The 18171-nt window shown below is 39.1% G+C and carries 15 protein-coding genes; 3 read left to right on the top strand and 12 right to left on the bottom strand.

Going from position 1 to position 18171, the window contains the following annotated elements; genetic code table 11:
• Positions 1 to 419: 419 nt before the first annotated feature.
• The 8 genes from RCG22_RS02540 to RCG22_RS02505 all read right to left on the bottom strand — a co-directional run bounded on the left by RCG22_RS02540 (position 420) and on the right by RCG22_RS02505 (position 8811).
• Positions 420 to 2048, bottom strand: a complete 1629-nt coding sequence (locus RCG22_RS02540; RefSeq protein WP_374049461.1) for a PucR family transcriptional regulator — start codon at positions 2046 to 2048, stop codon at positions 420 to 422.
• Positions 2049 to 2132: 84 nt separating this feature from the next.
• On the bottom strand, positions 2133 to 2375 hold the full coding sequence (locus RCG22_RS02535; protein ID WP_374049421.1) for a hypothetical protein: 243 nt from the start codon (positions 2373 to 2375) through the stop codon (positions 2133 to 2135).
• Between the two features lie 34 nt (positions 2376 to 2409).
• Positions 2410 to 2622 carry a hypothetical protein gene (locus tag RCG22_RS02530; protein ID WP_308105584.1) on the bottom strand — a complete coding sequence of 71 codons (213 nt, stop codon included), beginning with the start codon at positions 2620 to 2622 and terminating at the stop codon, positions 2410 to 2412.
• Between the two features lie 48 nt (positions 2623 to 2670).
• The gene (gene hydA, locus RCG22_RS02525; RefSeq protein ID WP_308105583.1) at positions 2671 to 4089 is read right to left on the bottom strand and encodes a dihydropyrimidinase; all 1419 of its coding nucleotides are present in this window, start codon (positions 4087 to 4089) and stop codon (positions 2671 to 2673) included.
• Between the two features lie 21 nt (positions 4090 to 4110).
• Positions 4111 to 5397: an NAD-dependent dihydropyrimidine dehydrogenase subunit PreA gene (preA, locus tag RCG22_RS02520; RefSeq protein WP_308105582.1), complete on the bottom strand. Its 1287-nt coding sequence runs from the start codon at positions 5395 to 5397 to the stop codon at positions 4111 to 4113.
• Positions 5398 to 5429: 32 nt separating this feature from the next.
• The gene (locus RCG22_RS02515; protein ID WP_308107070.1) at positions 5430 to 6755 is read right to left on the bottom strand and encodes an NAD(P)-dependent oxidoreductase; all 1326 of its coding nucleotides are present in this window, start codon (positions 6753 to 6755) and stop codon (positions 5430 to 5432) included.
• Between the two features lie 549 nt (positions 6756 to 7304).
• Positions 7305 to 8111: a uroporphyrinogen-III synthase gene (locus RCG22_RS02510; protein WP_308105581.1), complete on the bottom strand. Its 807-nt coding sequence runs from the start codon at positions 8109 to 8111 to the stop codon at positions 7305 to 7307.
• Positions 8112 to 8133: 22 nt separating this feature from the next.
• Positions 8134 to 8811, bottom strand: a complete 678-nt coding sequence (locus tag RCG22_RS02505) for an NAD(P)H-binding protein (RefSeq protein ID WP_308105580.1) — start codon at positions 8809 to 8811, stop codon at positions 8134 to 8136.
• 170 nt (positions 8812 to 8981) lie between these two features.
• On the opposite strand from RCG22_RS02505, the gene RCG22_RS02500 reads away from it, so the two are divergent.
• Both RCG22_RS02500 and RCG22_RS02495 read left to right on the top strand, forming a co-directional pair.
• Positions 8982 to 9551 (top strand): CBO0543 family protein, encoded by a 570-nt coding sequence (locus RCG22_RS02500; RefSeq protein WP_308105579.1) that lies wholly within the window; start codon positions 8982 to 8984, stop codon positions 9549 to 9551.
• A 96-nt stretch (positions 9552 to 9647) separates the two neighbouring features.
• Positions 9648 to 9947 (top strand): hypothetical protein, encoded by a 300-nt coding sequence (locus RCG22_RS02495; RefSeq protein WP_308105578.1) that lies wholly within the window; start codon positions 9648 to 9650, stop codon positions 9945 to 9947.
• Between the two features lie 39 nt (positions 9948 to 9986).
• Here the strand turns inward: RCG22_RS02495 and RCG22_RS02490 are convergent, their stop codons facing one another.
• The 4 genes from RCG22_RS02490 to RCG22_RS02475 all read right to left on the bottom strand — a co-directional run bounded on the left by RCG22_RS02490 (position 9987) and on the right by RCG22_RS02475 (position 17046).
• Positions 9987 to 10589 carry a branched-chain amino acid aminotransferase gene (locus RCG22_RS02490; RefSeq protein WP_098260509.1) on the bottom strand — a complete coding sequence of 201 codons (603 nt, stop codon included), beginning with the start codon at positions 10587 to 10589 and terminating at the stop codon, positions 9987 to 9989.
• A 115-nt stretch (positions 10590 to 10704) separates the two neighbouring features.
• Complete coding sequence (locus RCG22_RS02485; RefSeq protein WP_098260508.1) at positions 10705 to 11214, bottom strand: hypothetical protein; 510 nt, start codon at positions 11212 to 11214, stop codon at positions 10705 to 10707.
• A gap of 129 nt (positions 11215 to 11343) precedes the next feature.
• Positions 11344 to 15198, bottom strand: a complete 3855-nt coding sequence (locus RCG22_RS02480) for a fibronectin type III domain-containing protein (protein WP_308105577.1) — start codon at positions 15196 to 15198, stop codon at positions 11344 to 11346.
• Positions 15199 to 15507: 309 nt separating this feature from the next.
• Positions 15508 to 17046, bottom strand: coding sequence for a DHA2 family efflux MFS transporter permease subunit (locus tag RCG22_RS02475; RefSeq protein ID WP_308105576.1), 1539 nt, complete (start codon positions 17044 to 17046; stop codon positions 15508 to 15510).
• A 185-nt stretch (positions 17047 to 17231) separates the two neighbouring features.
• Between RCG22_RS02475 and RCG22_RS02470 the strand changes: the two genes are divergently transcribed.
• Positions 17232 to 18143 carry a TetR/AcrR family transcriptional regulator gene (locus tag RCG22_RS02470; protein WP_308105575.1) on the top strand — a complete coding sequence of 304 codons (912 nt, stop codon included), beginning with the start codon at positions 17232 to 17234 and terminating at the stop codon, positions 18141 to 18143.
• Positions 18144 to 18171 lie beyond the last annotated feature (28 nt).

Below are 18171 nucleotides of genomic sequence, written 5' to 3'. Positions count from 1 at the left end.
CCCTATTTTCCACACAAAAGAAAGCGATTACATTCTTTTGTAAAAATAAAGATTTGCATTTGTTCATCTTTAGATTTTGTGTTCTGAAATTATGTAATGTTGTGTTGAACATTTGCTAATTTCATTATAACTCACGTCTAGCGTCTGTCAATCATTCTTTCAAAAGATTTCGACATTTATAAACAAGATTTCTCGATCACCTTTTTCATCTAGTAAAATAGCTGATTTCCATGCATGAAAAAAAGAACCCCTATCATTTACAATTGTAAATACATGGGTTCTTTTTTCGGTTAAAGTATTTTCTGAAGGGATTCGTTTAGTGTTTTAACTCAAAATGGCCGTATCCTTTTTAATTACACTCATATATTTAAAACCTCCTAATATTCTATATATATTGTTTCGAATTTTCTGAAATACACTTATTCTGAATTAAGAAACCTAGCCTGGTTTACATTTGGTTGGGACGCAGCCAAATAATCTTGGACAAGAAGCATAAATTCGATCGCTACTCGTTTTTCATGTTCCATAAAGTCCTCACCAAGAATGTTTTCAAGCTTTTGCAGGCGATGGTATAGCGTTTGCCTAACAATGAAAAGCTTATTGGAAGTTTCCTGCTTAGATCCATTACACTCTAAATAGGCTTTTAACGTCTCAAGCAACTTGCCATTATATTTTTGATCATATTGGATAACAGGTTGTAAATACTCTGCTGCATACTCCTGGAGATTCACATGCTTACTCATTTGCGAAATCAGCCGATATAAATGCAGGTCTTCATAAAAATAATAGAGTGATTTATTGTTCATTCTTTGTTGAATTCGCTCAGTTTCCTTCGCTGTAAGATAACTTTTATGTACTTCATTTAAACTTTTGATAAAATTCCCTGCCGCAATCACTATTTTCGCTGAACATTGTTTTTGAATAAACTCCGAATCGGTAATGGATTCAATTGACGTTTTTATCCGTTCCTTAAAATTCTTTTTCACCCGATTATTGACGAGAATGAATGTTATTTCATTTCTTTTTTCAACCATAAACACTGTAAACCCATTCTGTTCAAAAACCGAACGAAATAATAATTTTAAATAGGTAACGTCTTGAGTTACTTTCTCTTTTATGGGTATAAGTTTTGTAATTAAAACGACTGCTTCATTCGTTCTTGTTTTAATCCCATTCTGAGCAAAATATTCACTAATGCTCTCAAGCGAATGTTCACCTTCGAGCCAACCGTAGAGCCATTCAAACTCCTCGACACGCTTTTTTTCTTCGACATACCTATCCCTTAATAAATGCTGGGCTAGCGCTGTTGCCGTCCGGTCCAGAATTAATAAATCGTATTCGCTGATGGGGATATCCTTCGAATAAATAAATACCTCTGCATATTCTTGTCCAAACAAAAAAATAGGAGCTGACGCCATATGCTCACATGGTTGAATTTTGGCCTCGTCGAGTCGGGTCACCAATGTTTTTTGTTCGATTTCACTAATTTCCGGGACAAATTCATAGTCCAAATTTTTTAATCGGAAAATGATTTGTAATTCCAACGCAGCGAAGATACAGTGAAGAATATCTTCATATCTATCCATCGTTAAAAGTCGTTTATTTAAGCTTTGCGAGTAATTCTCTAAATCAGAAATCATCTGATATTGTTGATTAATAATATTCGAGTGGATGTCCTGAGTGATTTGTACAAATGGAACTTCCTGCTGGAAAACAATAATCGGAAATTGATGTTCATTCGCAAATTCGATGACTTCAGTTGGGATTGCTGACATGTATGTCCCCATTTCGATACATAAGCCAGCCGCATTATTTGCAAGAAATTCCTTTACCATTGATGCAAATAAATCCATATTATCCTTCCAAGCAACACCAGTTGAGAGAATAAGTTCATTTCCATTAAGAAGATTTCGAATACTGGTGACCTCGACGACATGAACCCATTTGACGAATCGGTGGATACCGTCTTCCCCGGCTATAACCTGTGCACTCTCAAAATGCTTTCGCTTTAAAATATCTGCCACAGTTAATTGGAAATGTTCTTTCATCATTTGGCTCTCCTCACAAAAATAAAAACAGAAATGATAGTTAAAAAGAGGATTGGTCTTGCAACCAATCCTTCTCAAAAAATTCTAATGGATTAACGGGAAGTATACACATATTTCACTAAGCATTGACTCATACTCCTGACGATCCAAAAAATCCTCCGGGTGCCAATTTTCCATGATCCAGGCCACTAATTCTTTCGGAGAGTTGAAGTACTCCCCGCTAGAATCTGATTTTCGAATCGTATAACGTCCATTGTCTTCATCGATTGTGACTATACAAGGGTACGCATTGTCCTTTGATTTCAAATAGAATTCCAAACTTCCCACCTCATTTTTTTCTTTTCAAATTAGGCAGTCATTGTTATGTGTGATTCTGTTTCAATAGAAGACTCGTAAAATATTTTCGTGCGTTGGCCGTTCCAATTACAAGTGTTTCAAAAACATTGCCTTTGGGATTAATAAATTCAACCGTGGCCCCATTTAAATGTTCCTTAACTCCATTAATTCGATACCCTTTTTGGATAAGAAAATCAATTTTATCTCTTTCATGTAAAAATTGCTGATAATCTGACATCCAATCCCCCCGATTCATTTCATATGCATCTAGTTCAATTGTCTACAATTAAATTGATAAGGTTTCGCTTTGGTTGATGAGCGCATTTTTATTATATTTTGCTCTCTTTAAATATTGGCCTGAACCTGGTTTTCCTACAAATTGCTTGTCACGAACAACAAATTCCCCGCGAGACAACACCGAAACGGGCTCCCCGGTCACCTTCATTCCTTCAAACGCATTATAATCCACGGCCATATGGTGGGTTTCAGCCGAAATGACTCGTTCGATATTGGGATCAAAAATAACAAGGTCAGCATCTGCCCCAACAGCGATCGTTCCTTTTCTCGGAAATAATCCAAAAAGCTTTGCGCTTCGTGTCGAGGTAATGTCGACAAATTGATTTAGACTAATCCGTCCTTTCTTTACTCCCTCAGAGTATAAAATCGACAACCGGTCCTCGATAATTGGGCCGCCGTTCGGAATTTTCGTAAAATCATCTCTGCCTAAATCCTTTTGCCCTTTAAAATCAAACGAACATTGATCGGAACCGATGGTTTGCAGTTGACCGCTCTTTAAGGCATTCCAGAGAACATCCTGATTCCACTTCTCTCTAAGCGGCGGGGACCAAACATATTTTGCTCCTTCAAAATTAGCTTTCTCTAAATAGCTTTGATCAAGGACTAAATATTGCGGGCACGTTTCACCCCAGACATCAAAGCCCTTACTGCGAGCTTTAGCTATCTGCTCAACAGCATCTGCGCAGGAAACATGGACCACATATAACTGTGAATTGGCAAGCCCTGTGAAATTTGCCGCACGACCTGTAGCTTCCCCTTCTAATTCCTGCGGTCTTGTTAATGCATGATAAATAGGGGCTGTATTCCCTTCATCGAGGGCTTTCTTCGTTAAATAATCGATAACATCTCCGTTTTCTGCATGGACCATCACCAAGGCCCCGTGGTCTTTTGCAGAGATTAGTGTTTTAAACAATGTTTCATCATCTGCTTGAAATACATTTTTGTATGCCATAAACACCTTAAAGGAGGTAATCCCTTCTTCACTAATCACCTGTGGAAGTTCATTGAGGACATTCTCATTGATTTCTGAAATCATCAAATGGAAGCTATAATCAATAACCGCTTTTTCTCGCGATTTATCATGCCAGATTTGAATAGCATTCTTTAGCGGCTCACCTTTGTTGGTTAAGCAAAAATCTATAACCGTTGTCGTACCGCCAAAAGCAGCGGCAATCGTTCCTGATTCAAAATCATCCTTCGTTACCGTTCCGCCAAATGGCATATCGAGATGGGTGTGTGGATCAATTCCTCCCGGAAAAACAAAACAGCCTTTTGCATCAATTATTTCTGCACCAATTGCTGATAGGTTCGTACCAATTTGCGTTATTTTACCATCTTCTATTAAGATTTCTCCTTGATACGTGTCTGCGGCGGTAACAATGGTTCCATTTTTGATAATTTTTTTCATCGATCGTTCCCTCCAAATCTTCTACTTGGTTACATCTGCTTTCAATATGGCTGCTCCACTTAAAGCTGCTTGACGCTCATTCCAGGTCATCGGCGGCATCTCTCTTACTGCTTCTACCATATCAATCGCCCCGTCAACTGGACATACAATCGAGCATAAATTACATCCTACACAATCCTCTTCCCGCACTTTGAGGAAGCTCATCCCATTTGCGTCAGTCAACCTATCGATACATTGATGTGAGGTATCTTCACAAGCAATATGGCACTTATTGCAATTGATACAGACATCGGTATTGATTTTTGCAACGATATTGTAATTAAGATCCAAGTTGCCCCAATCCGAATATTTAGGGACGGATTTTCCGATGATATCAGAAACCGAGGCAATCCCCTTACTATCAAGATAATTACTTAGTCCATCAATCATGTCCTCCACAATTCGGAAACCATGATGCATGGCGGCTGTACAAATTTGAACACCCGTTGCTCCCATCAACATAAATTCAACAGCGTCCTTCCAGTTGGAAATCCCGCCAATCCCTGAAATTGGGACATTAATATGTGGATGTCTTGCACATTCTGCAACCATGTTTAAAGCAATCGGCTTAACTGCTGGTCCGCAATAGCCGCCATGCGCTCCCTTTCCCGCGACATGGGGAATCGTATTCCATGAATCGAGGTCGACACCCATAAGACTGTTAATCGTATTAATCATACTGATCGCGTCCGCACCGCCATTGCAGGCAGCTTCAGCGGTCGCCGTTATATCCGTAATATTTGGCGTTAATTTAACAATAACAGGTGTTTTGGCCACTTCCTTCGCCCAATAGGTCTGTCGTTCAACAAGGGCTGGTACCTGCCCCGAAGCCGCACCCATGCCGCGTTCTGCCATCCCATGTGGACATCCGAAATTCAACTCAAGTCCATCTACCCCTACATCCTCGACACGTTTAACGATTTCATGCCACTTCTCCTGTTTTGGTTCCACCATTAACGAAGCAATAATCGCATGGTTTGGAAATCGCTTTTTAGTTTCATAAATTTCTTTTAGATTGACATCGAGCGGACGGTCGGTTATTAGTTCAATATTATTAAAACCAGCCACCCTTTGTCCGTTAAAACTTACTGCAGCAAACCTTGATGAAACATTCAAAATGGGATCACCTAATGTTTTCCAGACTGCCCCGCCCCAACCGGCTTCAAAGGCTCGCTGTACCTGATAGCCGGAGTTAGTCGGCGGTGCTGACGCTAGCCAGAACGGGTTAGGAGATTGAATCCCTGCAAGATTAATACGTAAATCAGCCATCTATTTTTCTCCCCCTTTTTCCAAATAAGAAGTTAATTTGCCGTTCTGACAACAGAATATTGCTTATGGATTGCATGGGCTACATTTTTTCCTTGTTGGGCAGCGGTAACGACCATTGCATCCCCATTCCCTTTACCAAACACAACGTCGCCACAAGCAAACACTTTTGGATTGGAGGTTTGGAACGTTTCCGGATCCACCTTGACCACACCACGATCATGTGTGAGGCCAAACTCTTCAATTAACTTCAAGTGTCTAGTTTGACCAATCGCTTTTACCACAGCGTCTACTGGCAGAATATATTCGGACTCTTCAATGGCAATAGGTCTTCGCCGTCCATCCTTTTCAGGTTCACCCAGCTTCATTTTGATACATTCAATTCCAGTGACTTTCCCCGATTCATCGCCTATGATTCGTTTTGGTGCTGTTAACCAGCGGAACTCCACGCCGTCTTGTTTGGCAAATTCGTATTCAAAATCATAGGCAGTCATTTCTTCCTCGGTTCTCCGGTATAAGATTTTAACGTTTTCAGCTCCTAAACGAACCGAGCAGGTTGCACCATCGATCGCTGTATTCCCGGCACCAATGACTACAACTCGTTTCCCAACAAACTCTTCAGATAACTGGCCGCTTTTTGTTGCCTTGACAAACTCAATCGCATCATAGACACCTGCTATGTTTTCACCTTCAACACCAAGGTTTGGAACATGAGCCATCCCTACTGCTAAGATAACATAATCGAAATTTTCAGTAATTTCTTTTGCTGAAATATCCCTGCCCACCATTGAGTTGGTTCTGATATTTACATTCAATTTCTCGACCTGCTCTACTTCCCAGTAAGAAATTTTTTGTGGCAATCGGAAAGAGACAATTCCATACGTATTTAAGCCGCCCGCTTTCTCGGATCCTTCAAATATCGTAACCTCGTAACCTAATCTTGCCAGTTCCCTTGCAGCTGAGAGGCCAGCTGGACCACCGCCGATGATAGCAGCTGACCGTCCATTCGCTTGACCAGGTTGGAAAAGTGTTTGTCCAGTCTTCATTGCCCAGTCAGTAGCATATCTTTGTAAATTGCCAATCATGATTGGCTTGGTTGAGTGATTAAGGACACAAGCTCCTTCACATAGTTCATCGGTTGGACAAACCCTAGAGCAGCTTGCACCAACAGGATTGGATGACATGATTGTTTTAGCGGATCCTAATAGGTTACCTGAGGCAATTTTTTTTATAAAGGTTGGAATATCAATACCTGTTGGACAGGCTTTTATACAAGGAGCATCATAGCAATAGAGGCATCGATTGGATTCTTCAACAGCTTCTTGATTAGTCAAGCCCCGCTCCACCTCTTGAAAGTTCATTTCAAGATTAGCTAAGGTAATACGTTGAATTTTTTCATTCGCCAAAGGGAAATCCTCCTTTTCATATGAATGGTTTATTTACTCAAGTAAAATGTAAGCGCTTTAACAAAATGATATTACCAAAAAGGGGATCAGCTCCTTTAGCCTAATGATGTTTTATGTGGGAAATTATGCATCTTATTTTATTTTACAGACTGATTTTAGGTATTTCATCTTACATTCTGTAAATAGATACAACCATTTGATCAACCATTATGTAAAAAGTTAATATTTCTTAAGAATATAAGACCTCAGGGGAGCGTTGTTGTCAGTTAAATTGGAAAAGAACGGAATTAAATCTATGGTTGTTAGAGGATTACTTCTTGTACACTTTTCGGAATTCTTTTTTAATTTAACATAATCATACCAAAAAAACTGTAAAAATATATCGAATTGTCAAATAATCTTCCATGATAATTGAAAAAACTTCTCGACAATTTCTACGAATTGGGAAGGCATAAAACTTATGAAAAAAGTGTACCAACTGTTTAGAAGGTACACTTGAAATGATTAACTTTGATAATATTTTGCCAATTGGACAACCATTGCACCCATTCTTTCATTTTCAGGAACCACGACCCGTTTAATACCTTCTTCCTTTAACGCTGCCTCGGTCACTTTTCCAACTGCAACTGCTACAATCCTTTCATTAAACAAAGCAATAAGATCTGTGATAATTTTATGTTCTCTTGCAAAGTCAAAAAGTGATTGGACCTGGGTGGCAGTTGTAAAGCAGACAGCGTCACAATCATTTGTCTGAAGTTCTTTACACAACATGGCAACAGTCTCGTTCAAAGGAGCAATATGTTGATATGGAAGTATCTTCTGCACTGTTGCCCCACGTACTTCAAGAAATTTGGTTAACAGCGGTGCTATTTCCCCGTGTAGCTGCAACATTACTCTTTTACCAGAGAAATCAATGTTTTCGAGTGCTTGTACTAATCCTTTGGTTGTGCCATCTTCAGCAACCACAATGGGTTTAAGTTCATATTTTATTAAAGCAGACAATGTCTTGTATCCTCTGGATGCTACTTTTGCTTCACGTATATTCTTTAAATATGAATCTCCCAATCCAAGCTTTTCTGCTACATTAACAAGTGCCTCAAAACCAATTCCAGTCGTGAAAATCACCCAATCGGCACCTGTTTGCACAAAATTGAGTAAATCAGGTTCTACTTCCTTATCTGCAAAAAATACAGTTCCTTGGAGGGTTCGGACGATAGGAACGCCTCCCTTTTTTTCGATTAATGTAGATATCTCTTCTAATTTGCGCGAACCGCAGATAACAACCCGTTTTCCTGTTAAACTATTCTCCATTGCACTTACCTCTCAACTCGTATTAATTATTTTCTATGGCAATTCGTTCAATCTCATGTGAAGGATAAATGTTCACTCCACCTTTACCAGTTCGGGCCATTGCTGCCATTGCTGCTGCGACGTTTTTTGCTTCAATCGCTTTAAATGGCCGTAATGGGCCGACCATAATTAAATTTAATAAAATACTAGCTTTTTCTGCAATTTTTTCACCGAAACGAAACTCTTCACGCTTTCCTAACAATAATGATGGTCTGAAAATATGAATAGATGGTATAGTTAACTCACTAATAGATTCCTCGACTTCACCTTTGACTTGATTATAAAAAATCCTTGACTTGGGATTTGAACCCATCGCTGTAATCATGAGAAATTTCTCTGCTCCACTTTCACATGCCATTTTTGCTGCCTCAACAGGATATTCATAGTCTACTTTTCGAAAGGCTTCTTTGCTTTTTGCCTTTTTAATGGTCGTCCCTAAACAACAAAAAACATCTGTTACCTGAAATAATTCTCTGTATGAATAAAGTTGCTCAAAGTCAACGACATGTACTTCACATACAGGATCGTGGCTATCAGGCGGTCTCCGAACTAACAAATGTATCTTTTCGTAATTTAGTTGTTGGATGAGAATATTTACTAATTCATTTCCTACTAGTCCTGTAGCACCTAGAATCACGGCTGTTTTCTTTCTGTTCTTCACAACTAGCCCCCCCTTCGCCCCTGCCATTTAACTGAAATTGCTATAATAATCGGCTTTATTAAGATTATTGCACAATCACCGGGAGTAATGAAGAATATTAATCCACATAAGTATAATTTTACCTTTTTGTATAAATATAAGAAGAATACTACAAAACTTAAGAGGTAATTATGGAAAATAACCATAAAGTTATAAATATAATAGATAAAAACGTGGATAAGATTGAAGATTTAATTGACATTAAAATTGATCTATGGAGAGAACATGTCCTTTTTTCAGGATTATGGTGGATGGGAGTTGTCTTATCCATTGTGCCCTGGATCATTTGGTTCATGATCAGAAAAAGGCAAAGTACAGACCTGTTAATGTATGTGGGCTTTTATGTTATGTCAATCTCCATCATGCTTGACATTATCGGTGATCAAATTGGTTTGTGGCATTACCGATACCATGTGATCCCCGTACTTCCGACGTATTTCCCTTGGGACATGACGCTTATGCCCATTACAATTATGGTAATGTTACAGATTCACCCGAAGAAAAATCCATGGATTAAAGCGATTTTCTTCGCTATCCTTAGTTCCTATGTCGCTGAACCATTTTTCACATGGTTGACGGTTTACAATCCGGTTCGTTGGCGCTTTACCTATTCAGTTCCAATACAAATAGCGATATTTATGGGGGCTTATTGGTTTAGTTTGAGAATTAAATTTACACCCCTAAGTGAGAAAGACAGTTAATCATTTATTATTTTGTAATTAAAAACTGTTTCTTTGTTCAAATATTTTCTCATTGGACATACTTAAAAATGTGAATTTTTTTAAGGAGGAGCTTAGATGCCTAACGATTTCCAATTTAGTAATTTTATTAATGAGGTTTCGATACAAACGAAGATGGAGAATGTGTGGAGCAATACTTGTAGGTCATGGCAGAATTGCAATGAAGACACGATCCAAGCATTTTTAGTCCAATGTCTCGATTATAATATTGATCCACAATATTGCATGAGTTGGGTCGAACAGCATAAGGATGAAATACCTAACTGGTCACAAGTATCGGAAACCTCACTTGCATGGGTAAACGAGCATACATCAACGGGTTCTGCCATATCGATATCGGATCAGAATTTTAGTTGACATTTTAGGGAGGGGTGAAACCTCCCTATTAGCATCCGCCTACTTCCGTTCCCCTTCAACCGCTTCCACCAACTGAAATAAAAAGCGATAAATGAGCTGGAACGCCTCACCTATTGTTATATCTTCGTTAAAACCCTCCACATAATTTAAGGCAAAATTCAAATTCCATAAGCCGTCTTCAAGGCTGAACATTAAGTCAAATTTTGCTTCATCTCCGTATAATTGGCTGTTCAAATGATCTTTTAATACTTTTTCAAACTTCTTTTGCAGCTTTAACCCTAACATGACATCATAGGTTTCGAATACATCGTCGGCCTCGACAGAAACTGCCTCGACGCCAATGAGATCAAACCAATTGGATTCTAAATAGACAAACTCATTTTTATGCTTTTTCAAGTAATCAAGCCTCTGAGCTAAAAATGAAGAGGACTCGTTCTTAATCATATTTTCTGTTTCTTTATCACATCGCTCAATATAGGCGTCAGAGAAGCGGATGCTTGGATCCTTTTCTGACAATTGAAGATTATCTGAAAGTCTGTTTTTTTCAAGATATTCTTTTTCTTCTTTAAAAAGTGTTAGTGTCTCTGACTTTTGAATGGATTGTTGCTCTAATATGTATTGTTGGATATGATCTTTTATCATGAAAAAAAACTCCTCCTAAAAATAACTGTTCCTTGTTAACCTTATTCTACTATAAAATGAGCAGAAACAAAAAAAATAGAGGTGACGTCAAAATGTCACCCCAATGAAAAATTGTCTAATGGTTCATATCCATTGCTTTATGGTCGTTTACATCAACGGCTTCAAGCATAAGGCTGTGATGCAAACGGTCTTTTTGGCCTTCCTTTAACGCAGTCCCATGTTTTGTTGAGATTGTTCCAGTACGAACAGCATCATCAATGTTTTTCGTATCTAAATCTGTTAATTTCTTTAAAAACTTGGTTTTTGACATTCCTTTATCTAGGGCAATTTCTTCTAATTTTTTTCCTTTCGTCATTTCCTCCATGATATTTATGGGAAGAACATTTAGAATGGTTGCTGCTTCACTCACGACATTTATTTGACTCAAACGGCTTTTTCGAAGTGATGAATCTGTGTTTTGTTTCGTCTTAACAGAATATTTAGCCATTCTTTCCGCCGCAGATATTTTCACATTTGCATCTTGTTTCTTGGCTAGTGCAGAATGATTTTTCCATACCATCACAGCTGTACCCAAAATTAGAATGACTGCTATGATCGAAGTAACTTTGAGAAGTCTTTTTCTCATTCATATACCTCCTTTATTGCTACTTACTAATTAGTTTGTGTTCCCCCGTAGGAGACTGCAATTCTTTTATATATTAAACTGTAGTACTCCTAGGGCCGGTCGTTTTTCCAAGGTCGTCCTTGTAATCTATTACGGTGTTCTAACACTTACTGAATTCGACCAAGGGGATGAACCGCTTTGATTTACTGCCTGTACTCTTAAATAGTAAGTTCTGTTTCTCGTAAATCCTGATTGGACAAATGTAGTAGTGGTTACAGTACTAGTTGCAACATTCTGCGTGAATGTGGAATTCGTTGCATACTGAACGACATAGCTGGTTATGCTTCCCGCTGGTTTACTCCAATTCATAGTCACCTTATCATTCCCCCCATTTCTTGAGGCGGACACCTGTAATCCTGTTGGTGCTGGAGGTATAACAGGTACACTTATTGTTGAAGAATCATTAGAATAGGCTGAAGAAACAGTTCCGTTCATTGCCTTTACCCGATAGGTATAACTATTTCCTGTCTGAACGGTTGAATCAGTATAGGTAACAGTTCCTGTATTATTTCTTCGACCAGGGTTGGCAATGACAGTATAAGCGCCGCCATTGGTTGCACGTTCTACGGTAAAGCCTGTTTCATTGCTGGCGTTATCCCTCCAGGATAAATTTATATTTGGTCCTGATTGAAGCGTTGCACTTAAATTAGTTGGTGCAGCTGGTGAATTGACTGGCGGAACTGCAATAATTGTTACATTGGCTAAATTCGAGTAACTGGATTCTAATGATCCATTTAACGCCTTCACCCGATAGGTATAGGTTCCGGGATTTACCGTTGTATCAGTGTAACTTACAGTGCCTGTATCGTTTGCCATATTTGGAGTAGCCAAAACCGTAAAATTAACACCGTCTGTTGATCGCTCTATAGCAAAACTAGTTTCATTTAACGCATTATCTGTCCAAGTTACAACTGCATCTGAACCAGATTGATCAGCTGTAAGATTAGATGGTGCCATTGGAAGCCCAGGTGTGGATAGAGCATTTGAATTCGTTTCCCCTTCAGCATTAAAGCTAGTAATCCTGTAACTATAACTTGTATTTGCATCAACAGTAGTATCGATATAGCTTGTGTGGTTTGCTAAGGTGGTGCCAATTTGACTGTATGCACCTGCAATACCGTTTATTTCCACTGCACGCATTACATTGTAGCCAATCTCATTTGAGGGATTCCCCAATGTGTCTGGATTATCTACCATTGTAGGATCCGTCCAGCTTAGGTTCACTTCCCCGCCATTCGTTCTTGTGCCTTGTAAGGTTGATGCTGTCGGCTTTACACGTTCAATGTTAAAGATCATCGCACGCATCATGTCATTTTCTTCATGCCCTAACAAATGGCAATGCCACACATATTCCCAACCGAAGTTTGTCATTTCGTTCTTTACAGTCATTGGATTACCGGTTTTCGGATCGATTCCCATGAATTGTGTTGTCGTACCAGCCGGCATGGTTGGATCAAGAAGACGAATACTATCAGGGATACCAAAAGTGGTTTTCGGAGCCACTGGTCTGAGAGCTACAATACAATCCTCTAACGGATTCATCCTTACGGTATCTTTCCATCCTCTTTCATTGGCATCCGGGAATCGAATGGATCCATCCCAACCAACACGGTTAATCAACTGGACATCAAAGAGATGGAAGTGCATCGCATGGGTGTCTACCCCGTTATGTGTGATCTTCCATATTTGAGTTCCGTCCCCTGCTTTTGGTGTCAACGGAGTCATCGAATCTTTTAAGATTTCAGTAGATGGATCTACATATCCCAGCATAATGGTCGTTTGATTCTGGAAGTTAGTATTTGGCATTTCTACTCCAAGTGTTCCATTCATACGTCCAAAAACTTGCTCAAATTCTTCAGCGATAGCCTTTGGCTGAATATCTAATGTTAATGGAGTAGTATCTCCAATCGGCGTAAAGGTTGTGGAATTATCTTGAATATTGACCCACTTATCTTCCGGTACAAGAATCGGGTTCTGTCCAGCTTTAAACGCATTCGGAATTTCAGTTTTTAACTTATCTAAGGTAGTTTGAGTTGTGTCTGGCGTATTCGGTATATCTGCCACTTTAATTTGCATGATCGTGCGTGTGTTTGGTCCATATCCAGGTAGGATCGAAGGTGCCCCACCAGTATTGTCGCCAGTAATAGATTGATCTTCATCACCTGTATAGTAATCGTAACGTGGGTCAAATGCTGGTACAGGTGCTGGAGAATCGTTATATAGAATAAGAGTTTGACCTGCATATTTACTAAAATCGACAACTACATCTGCCCTTTCGGCAGGTGCCAAGAATAATGTTTTACTGGACACGTTTAGTACAGTAATGCTTCGACGTCCATATTCATAATCTATCGGCTGATTTGCCAGTTCTGCTACCTGAGGTATAAAACCACTTTCATTTCCGATTTGAAACATCTTAGGTCCTGCGGCAGCAGGATCCGGAACTCCACCATCCCTGCCATCATGCGGCCAAGTGGCAGGATAGCTAGCATTCCGTACCGCATCGACCATTGGAACTTCACCAACATCACCATCTTTTAAAGTGCCGTCTGCGTTCCACATATCACCATTTGATTTAGCTTTATAGAACTGAAGGTTCCAAAACCGATCGTTTGAGGCATTTAGAACCCGGAATCTGTACGCCTTTGGATCAACCGTGAGAGTTGGGTAGGCTGTTCCATTTATCAGAGGTGTATCCATAAATGCTTCGGGTACAGTAGACACATTCGGAGTTCCCGGAATCATTGGCGGCTGGCCTTCCTGCCCATACAATGGATTCGCTACAGGTCCATTTTTCAAACCAGTATTGGGCGGCCAGAACCAGGGACCATAATCCCAGCGGCCATATGGATTAGAACCAGTGAGATCATAAGGATTTTGGTTAGGCATATAGACATGTGGAAACCATAGGTTCCCTTGTCCTCCCCATTTGGTCTTATCCCAAGTTGGATCGGTTGCCAATAGCTGATTATCTGTTGGTACAAACGTTTTATCTTGAATAAATAAAGGAATTTCATCTTTAGGAATAACTCCCTGATCAATTAGGTCTTGCTCTACCTTATCACGAATAAGATATCCGCCTGCCTCTCCCGCGTATACATTCAAGCGGGTAAGACCTAAGCTGTGATCGTGGTAAAACATCACCCTTGCACTTTGTTGGTTCGAATAAAAGAACGTCATTGACCCCGGTCCTGGATCAGGCATATCCGGGACATTTTTCACACTTACACCCTTTGGATAGTCCGTGATCTCCCCAGCAGGTGTAATCCATTGGTGCGGAGTCCCATCACTAATCCACGGTGTCATTCCTCCATGTAAATGCAGTGTGGCGCGGTTTTGCGTATACATACTCTTCCCATCTGGAGTCATTCCAGCTCCCATTAGTGATGTGTCAACTGGTAGGAACAAATCTCCGCCACTTCCAGTTGGCAATTCATTTGTAAATTTAACCCGGACTGGTCGATCTTTTTGGGCAATGATCATTGGACCAAAGTAATTTGGCACACTAACTGTTGGGTCCTTCGTATTGGTTTGCTTATACCCTCTAAGAGTTGTAGGCTGCAAATCACTATGTAATTGCTCGGTATACTGTACAAGCGAGATTTCATAGTAATCTGACCCTGGGTAGGTAGTTGTGTCTGGAACCGCTACTGGAATGTACTGACCAAGATTATTTTTGTTTTCTAGCCCTAGACCCGGTAAAGAGTCAACAAATTTGCGAATTCCCGTCCCTGGAATTACCTTTCCAGCCGTATCTAGTTCAGGTAACTGGCTATTTGCATAGTTAGGAGTTCCGTAATAGTCCGGCGTAACTCCCGAATCCATCCCCCCCATTGCAGCTTCTAATTTTGTAGTGCCTCCTAATGTGGAAACGATTAACAGTCCTGCGACCAAGACAATTTGCACCGACCGACCGACTTTTCTCAGCTTCTTAAACTTAAACATAAGGCATCAGCATCTCTCCCTGATTTTTTATAATGAGCCTTATCGTCTTTTATTAAGTACTCTATCTGCTGTAAAAAAGGTTCATCATGGGTAAATTATATCACGTAAGTTCTTAATAGAGAATTGTTTTCTGATTTTTTTGTTATTTTTAGATAAGAATTATTTTCTTTACAAAAGGAAGAAAACGTTATTTCTTAAGTAATCTTATATTAAAAAAACTTTACTAATATATTTTCAAACATTTCAACATTGTTTACATGTTTTAAATAAAAAATAGAGGTGACTTTGCAGTCACCCCTAAAATACTAATTAATTCTCCGCTAACTTCGCTTTAACCTTTTGTGCAGAAGGTTTTACCTCACCTGGATCTTCCGCTTGTTTAGCACGTTTAATAAATAAAGCAAGCACCAAAGCAAGACCAGCGATAAAAACGGTGACAAAGAATGCGTCATTAATCCCTTCTAACATGGCTTTCATTTGAATATCATGCTGCATTTTTAATTGCATCGCTTCCGTAATTTTTACAGAAGGATTAGGAACAACCTTCTTCGCAGCTTCAATCAGTTCTGTGGCATGTGTTTTCGCACGGGTTGTCATTACTGTTACCAACAATGCTGTACCAATCGCACCGGATACCTGGGACATCGTATTGTTCATCGCCGTACCGTGAGGATAAAAGCGTGCTGGCAGCTGGTTTAAACCGTTTGTGGTAACTGGCATATTAACCATTGACATCCCAAACATACGAACTGTATATAAAATGATTAAGTGTGTATAAGTTGTTTCAAGTGTTAATTTACTGAATAAATAACTTGTTATTACTGTAATTGCTAGACCAATGATTGCTAAAGCACGGCCGCCAAACTTATCAAATAATTTACCCGTAACAGGCATCATGATTGCCATCAAGATCGCCCCTGGCAATAACATTAAGCCCGCATCCATTGGTGAAATCCCACGAATATTTTGGACATAAATTGGTAGAAGAAGCATCCCTGAAAACATCGCCATTGTAACTACCATTGAAATAGCAGAAGATAATGCAAACATGGGATATTTATAAATCCGGAAGTTAAGAAGTGGCCGTTCTTGTCTTAATTGACGTAAGATAAATGTTACCAATGAAATGAGTCCAACAGCAAGCGTCCCATAAACCTGCGGACTATCCCATCCATCTTTACCAGCTGAACTGAATCCATAGAGGATACCGCCAAAACCTACGCTTGATAACACCACAGATAAGAAATCAAGTCGAAGATAAATTTTATCTTTTTTATCTTTAAGTAAGAAAAAGCCAAGCAATACGACAATAATAGCGATAGGTGTGACAAAATGGAATAGCATTCTCCAGTCATAGTGTTCAATAATCCAGCCTGATAATGTCGGTCCAATTGCCGGAGCAAACATTAAAACTAGCCCAAAAACGCCCATCGCTACTCCCCGTTTTTCAACTGGAAAACTCGTTAACATAACATTCATTAACAACGGCATCATAATCGCTGATCCGGAAGCTTGAATCATCCGACCAGTTAATAATAGTGGAAAGGCATGCGCAAATCCGGCTAAGACAGTTCCTAAAGTAAATAAAAGCATGGCTGCCAGGAATAACTGCCGGACAGAAAATTTTTGAATTAAATAGGCTGATAATGGAATCAGTATTCCATTTACTAACATAAAACCGGTTATCAACCATTGACCCGTTGATGGGTCAATTTTTAAGTCGTTCATAATCGAAGGCAGTGCGATATTTAATAATGTGTTATTTAAAAAGGCAATAAAAGCACCGATTATCAGTACGGCAAGAACGCCATACGGTGGTTTGTTCGTCTTTTTTATCGTTTGATCCATTTAATTTCCCCCTATAACATATGTTCAAATTTTTATACTCCAATTTCACACTTACATAATAATATACGCTCAGTTCAATTTTTGCAATTAAAAAATCCTACAAATATATGGGTTTGTAAAGAAGCATTAAATAAGTTAGTATTATATTATACAGTAAGTACAAATTTAGGCTAAAGGTGATATTTATGTATAACCGGAAACAAAATGTCATTAAGATGGCCCACCAGCTATTTATCGAAAAAGGTTTCCAAGCTACATCCATCCAGGACATTTTAGATTATAGCGGGATATCAAAGGGAACATTTTATAATTATTTTTCATCAAAAAACGAATTATTAATCGGTATTTATAAAACAATTTACAAACAGCTTGAAAAGGACAGAAATGATTTACTGATTGGTAGAAATCCTGCTGATATTGATATCTTTATCAAACAACTAGAACTTCAGATGATATCAAATAGGAAGAATAAGTTAATTGCCCTCTATGAAGAAGTGCTGGCTTCGAATGACGCTGATCTTAAACAATTCGTCCAAAATGCCCGGTTGAAATCACTGCATTGGTATTTCAATCGGTTCATCGATATCTTCGGTGAAGACAAGAGACCATACCTGTTAGATTGTGCGATTATGTTTCAGGGGATCATTCAATATAATCTTCTATATAATCGTTTGGCTAATGAAACGGGCGAAAAAATCAGCCGAGTAGTTGGTTATAGCGTGGCACGATTGGTGAAGTTGGTGGAAGAGGTTGCTGAATCTGGTAATCAATTACATGAACCTAACCTTATAGAAAAATGGCTTCCCGGCTGTAAAAAAAATGATAATGGATTTAAAAACCAATTACTCCAAATGACTGGGGCTTTAAGGAAAGCGATTACGAAGAACTTACATGATGAATCTGAAAAGGAGAAACATCTTGAATTAATAGACTTTATCCAAGAAGAACTGTTGCATAGGAGTACTCCAAGAAAATACCTGATTGAAAGTGCCCTTTCCACTTTGAAAGCAAGTTCAATTTGGAAAATCGACAAACCGTCATTAGAAACAATGATCGATGATTATTTCAAACAATTAGAAGAAATTGAGGCAACTTGACCCCTAACGATAGCGGATTAGGGGTTTT

It is taken from the genome of Neobacillus nitrireducens (genome assembly GCF_030915405.1).
In the GTDB taxonomy this organism is placed as follows: Bacteria; Bacillota; Bacilli; order Bacillales; family Cytobacillaceae; genus Neobacillus.
The sequence above is the reverse complement of the archived record's forward strand: the minus strand, read 5'-3'. Positions and strand labels throughout refer to the sequence as shown.

Excerpts from the sequence above, each read along its gene's own strand:
- RCG22_RS02540 (WP_374049461.1), bottom strand. The coding sequence starts at position 2,048 with ATGAAAGAACATTTCCAATTAACTGTGGCAGATATTTTAAAGCGAAAG.
- RCG22_RS02530 (WP_308105584.1), bottom strand. The coding sequence starts at position 2,622 with ATGTCAGATTATCAGCAATTTTTACATGAAAGAGATAAAATTGATTTT.
- hydA (WP_308105583.1), bottom strand. The coding sequence starts at position 4,089 with ATGAAAAAAATTATCAAAAATGGAACCATTGTTACCGCCGCAGACACG.
- preA (WP_308105582.1), bottom strand. The coding sequence starts at position 5,397 with ATGGCTGATTTACGTATTAATCTTGCAGGGATTCAATCTCCTAACCCG.
- RCG22_RS02515 (WP_308107070.1), bottom strand. The coding sequence starts at position 6,755 with ATGAACTTTCAAGAGGTGGAGCGGGGCTTGACTAATCAAGAAGCTGTT.
- RCG22_RS02510 (WP_308105581.1), bottom strand. The coding sequence starts at position 8,111 with ATGGAGAATAGTTTAACAGGAAAACGGGTTGTTATCTGCGGTTCGCGC.
- RCG22_RS02500 (WP_308105579.1), top strand. The coding sequence starts at position 8,982 with ATGGAAAATAACCATAAAGTTATAAATATAATAGATAAAAACGTGGAT.
- RCG22_RS02495 (WP_308105578.1), top strand. The coding sequence starts at position 9,648 with ATGCCTAACGATTTCCAATTTAGTAATTTTATTAATGAGGTTTCGATA.
- RCG22_RS02490 (WP_098260509.1), bottom strand. The coding sequence starts at position 10,589 with ATGATAAAAGATCATATCCAACAATACATATTAGAGCAACAATCCATT.
- RCG22_RS02485 (WP_098260508.1), bottom strand. The coding sequence starts at position 11,214 with ATGAGAAAAAGACTTCTCAAAGTTACTTCGATCATAGCAGTCATTCTA.
- RCG22_RS02480 (WP_308105577.1), bottom strand. The coding sequence starts at position 15,198 with ATGTTTAAGTTTAAGAAGCTGAGAAAAGTCGGTCGGTCGGTGCAAATT.
- RCG22_RS02475 (WP_308105576.1), bottom strand. The coding sequence starts at position 17,046 with ATGGATCAAACGATAAAAAAGACGAACAAACCACCGTATGGCGTTCTT.
- RCG22_RS02470 (WP_308105575.1), top strand. The coding sequence starts at position 17,232 with ATGTATAACCGGAAACAAAATGTCATTAAGATGGCCCACCAGCTATTT.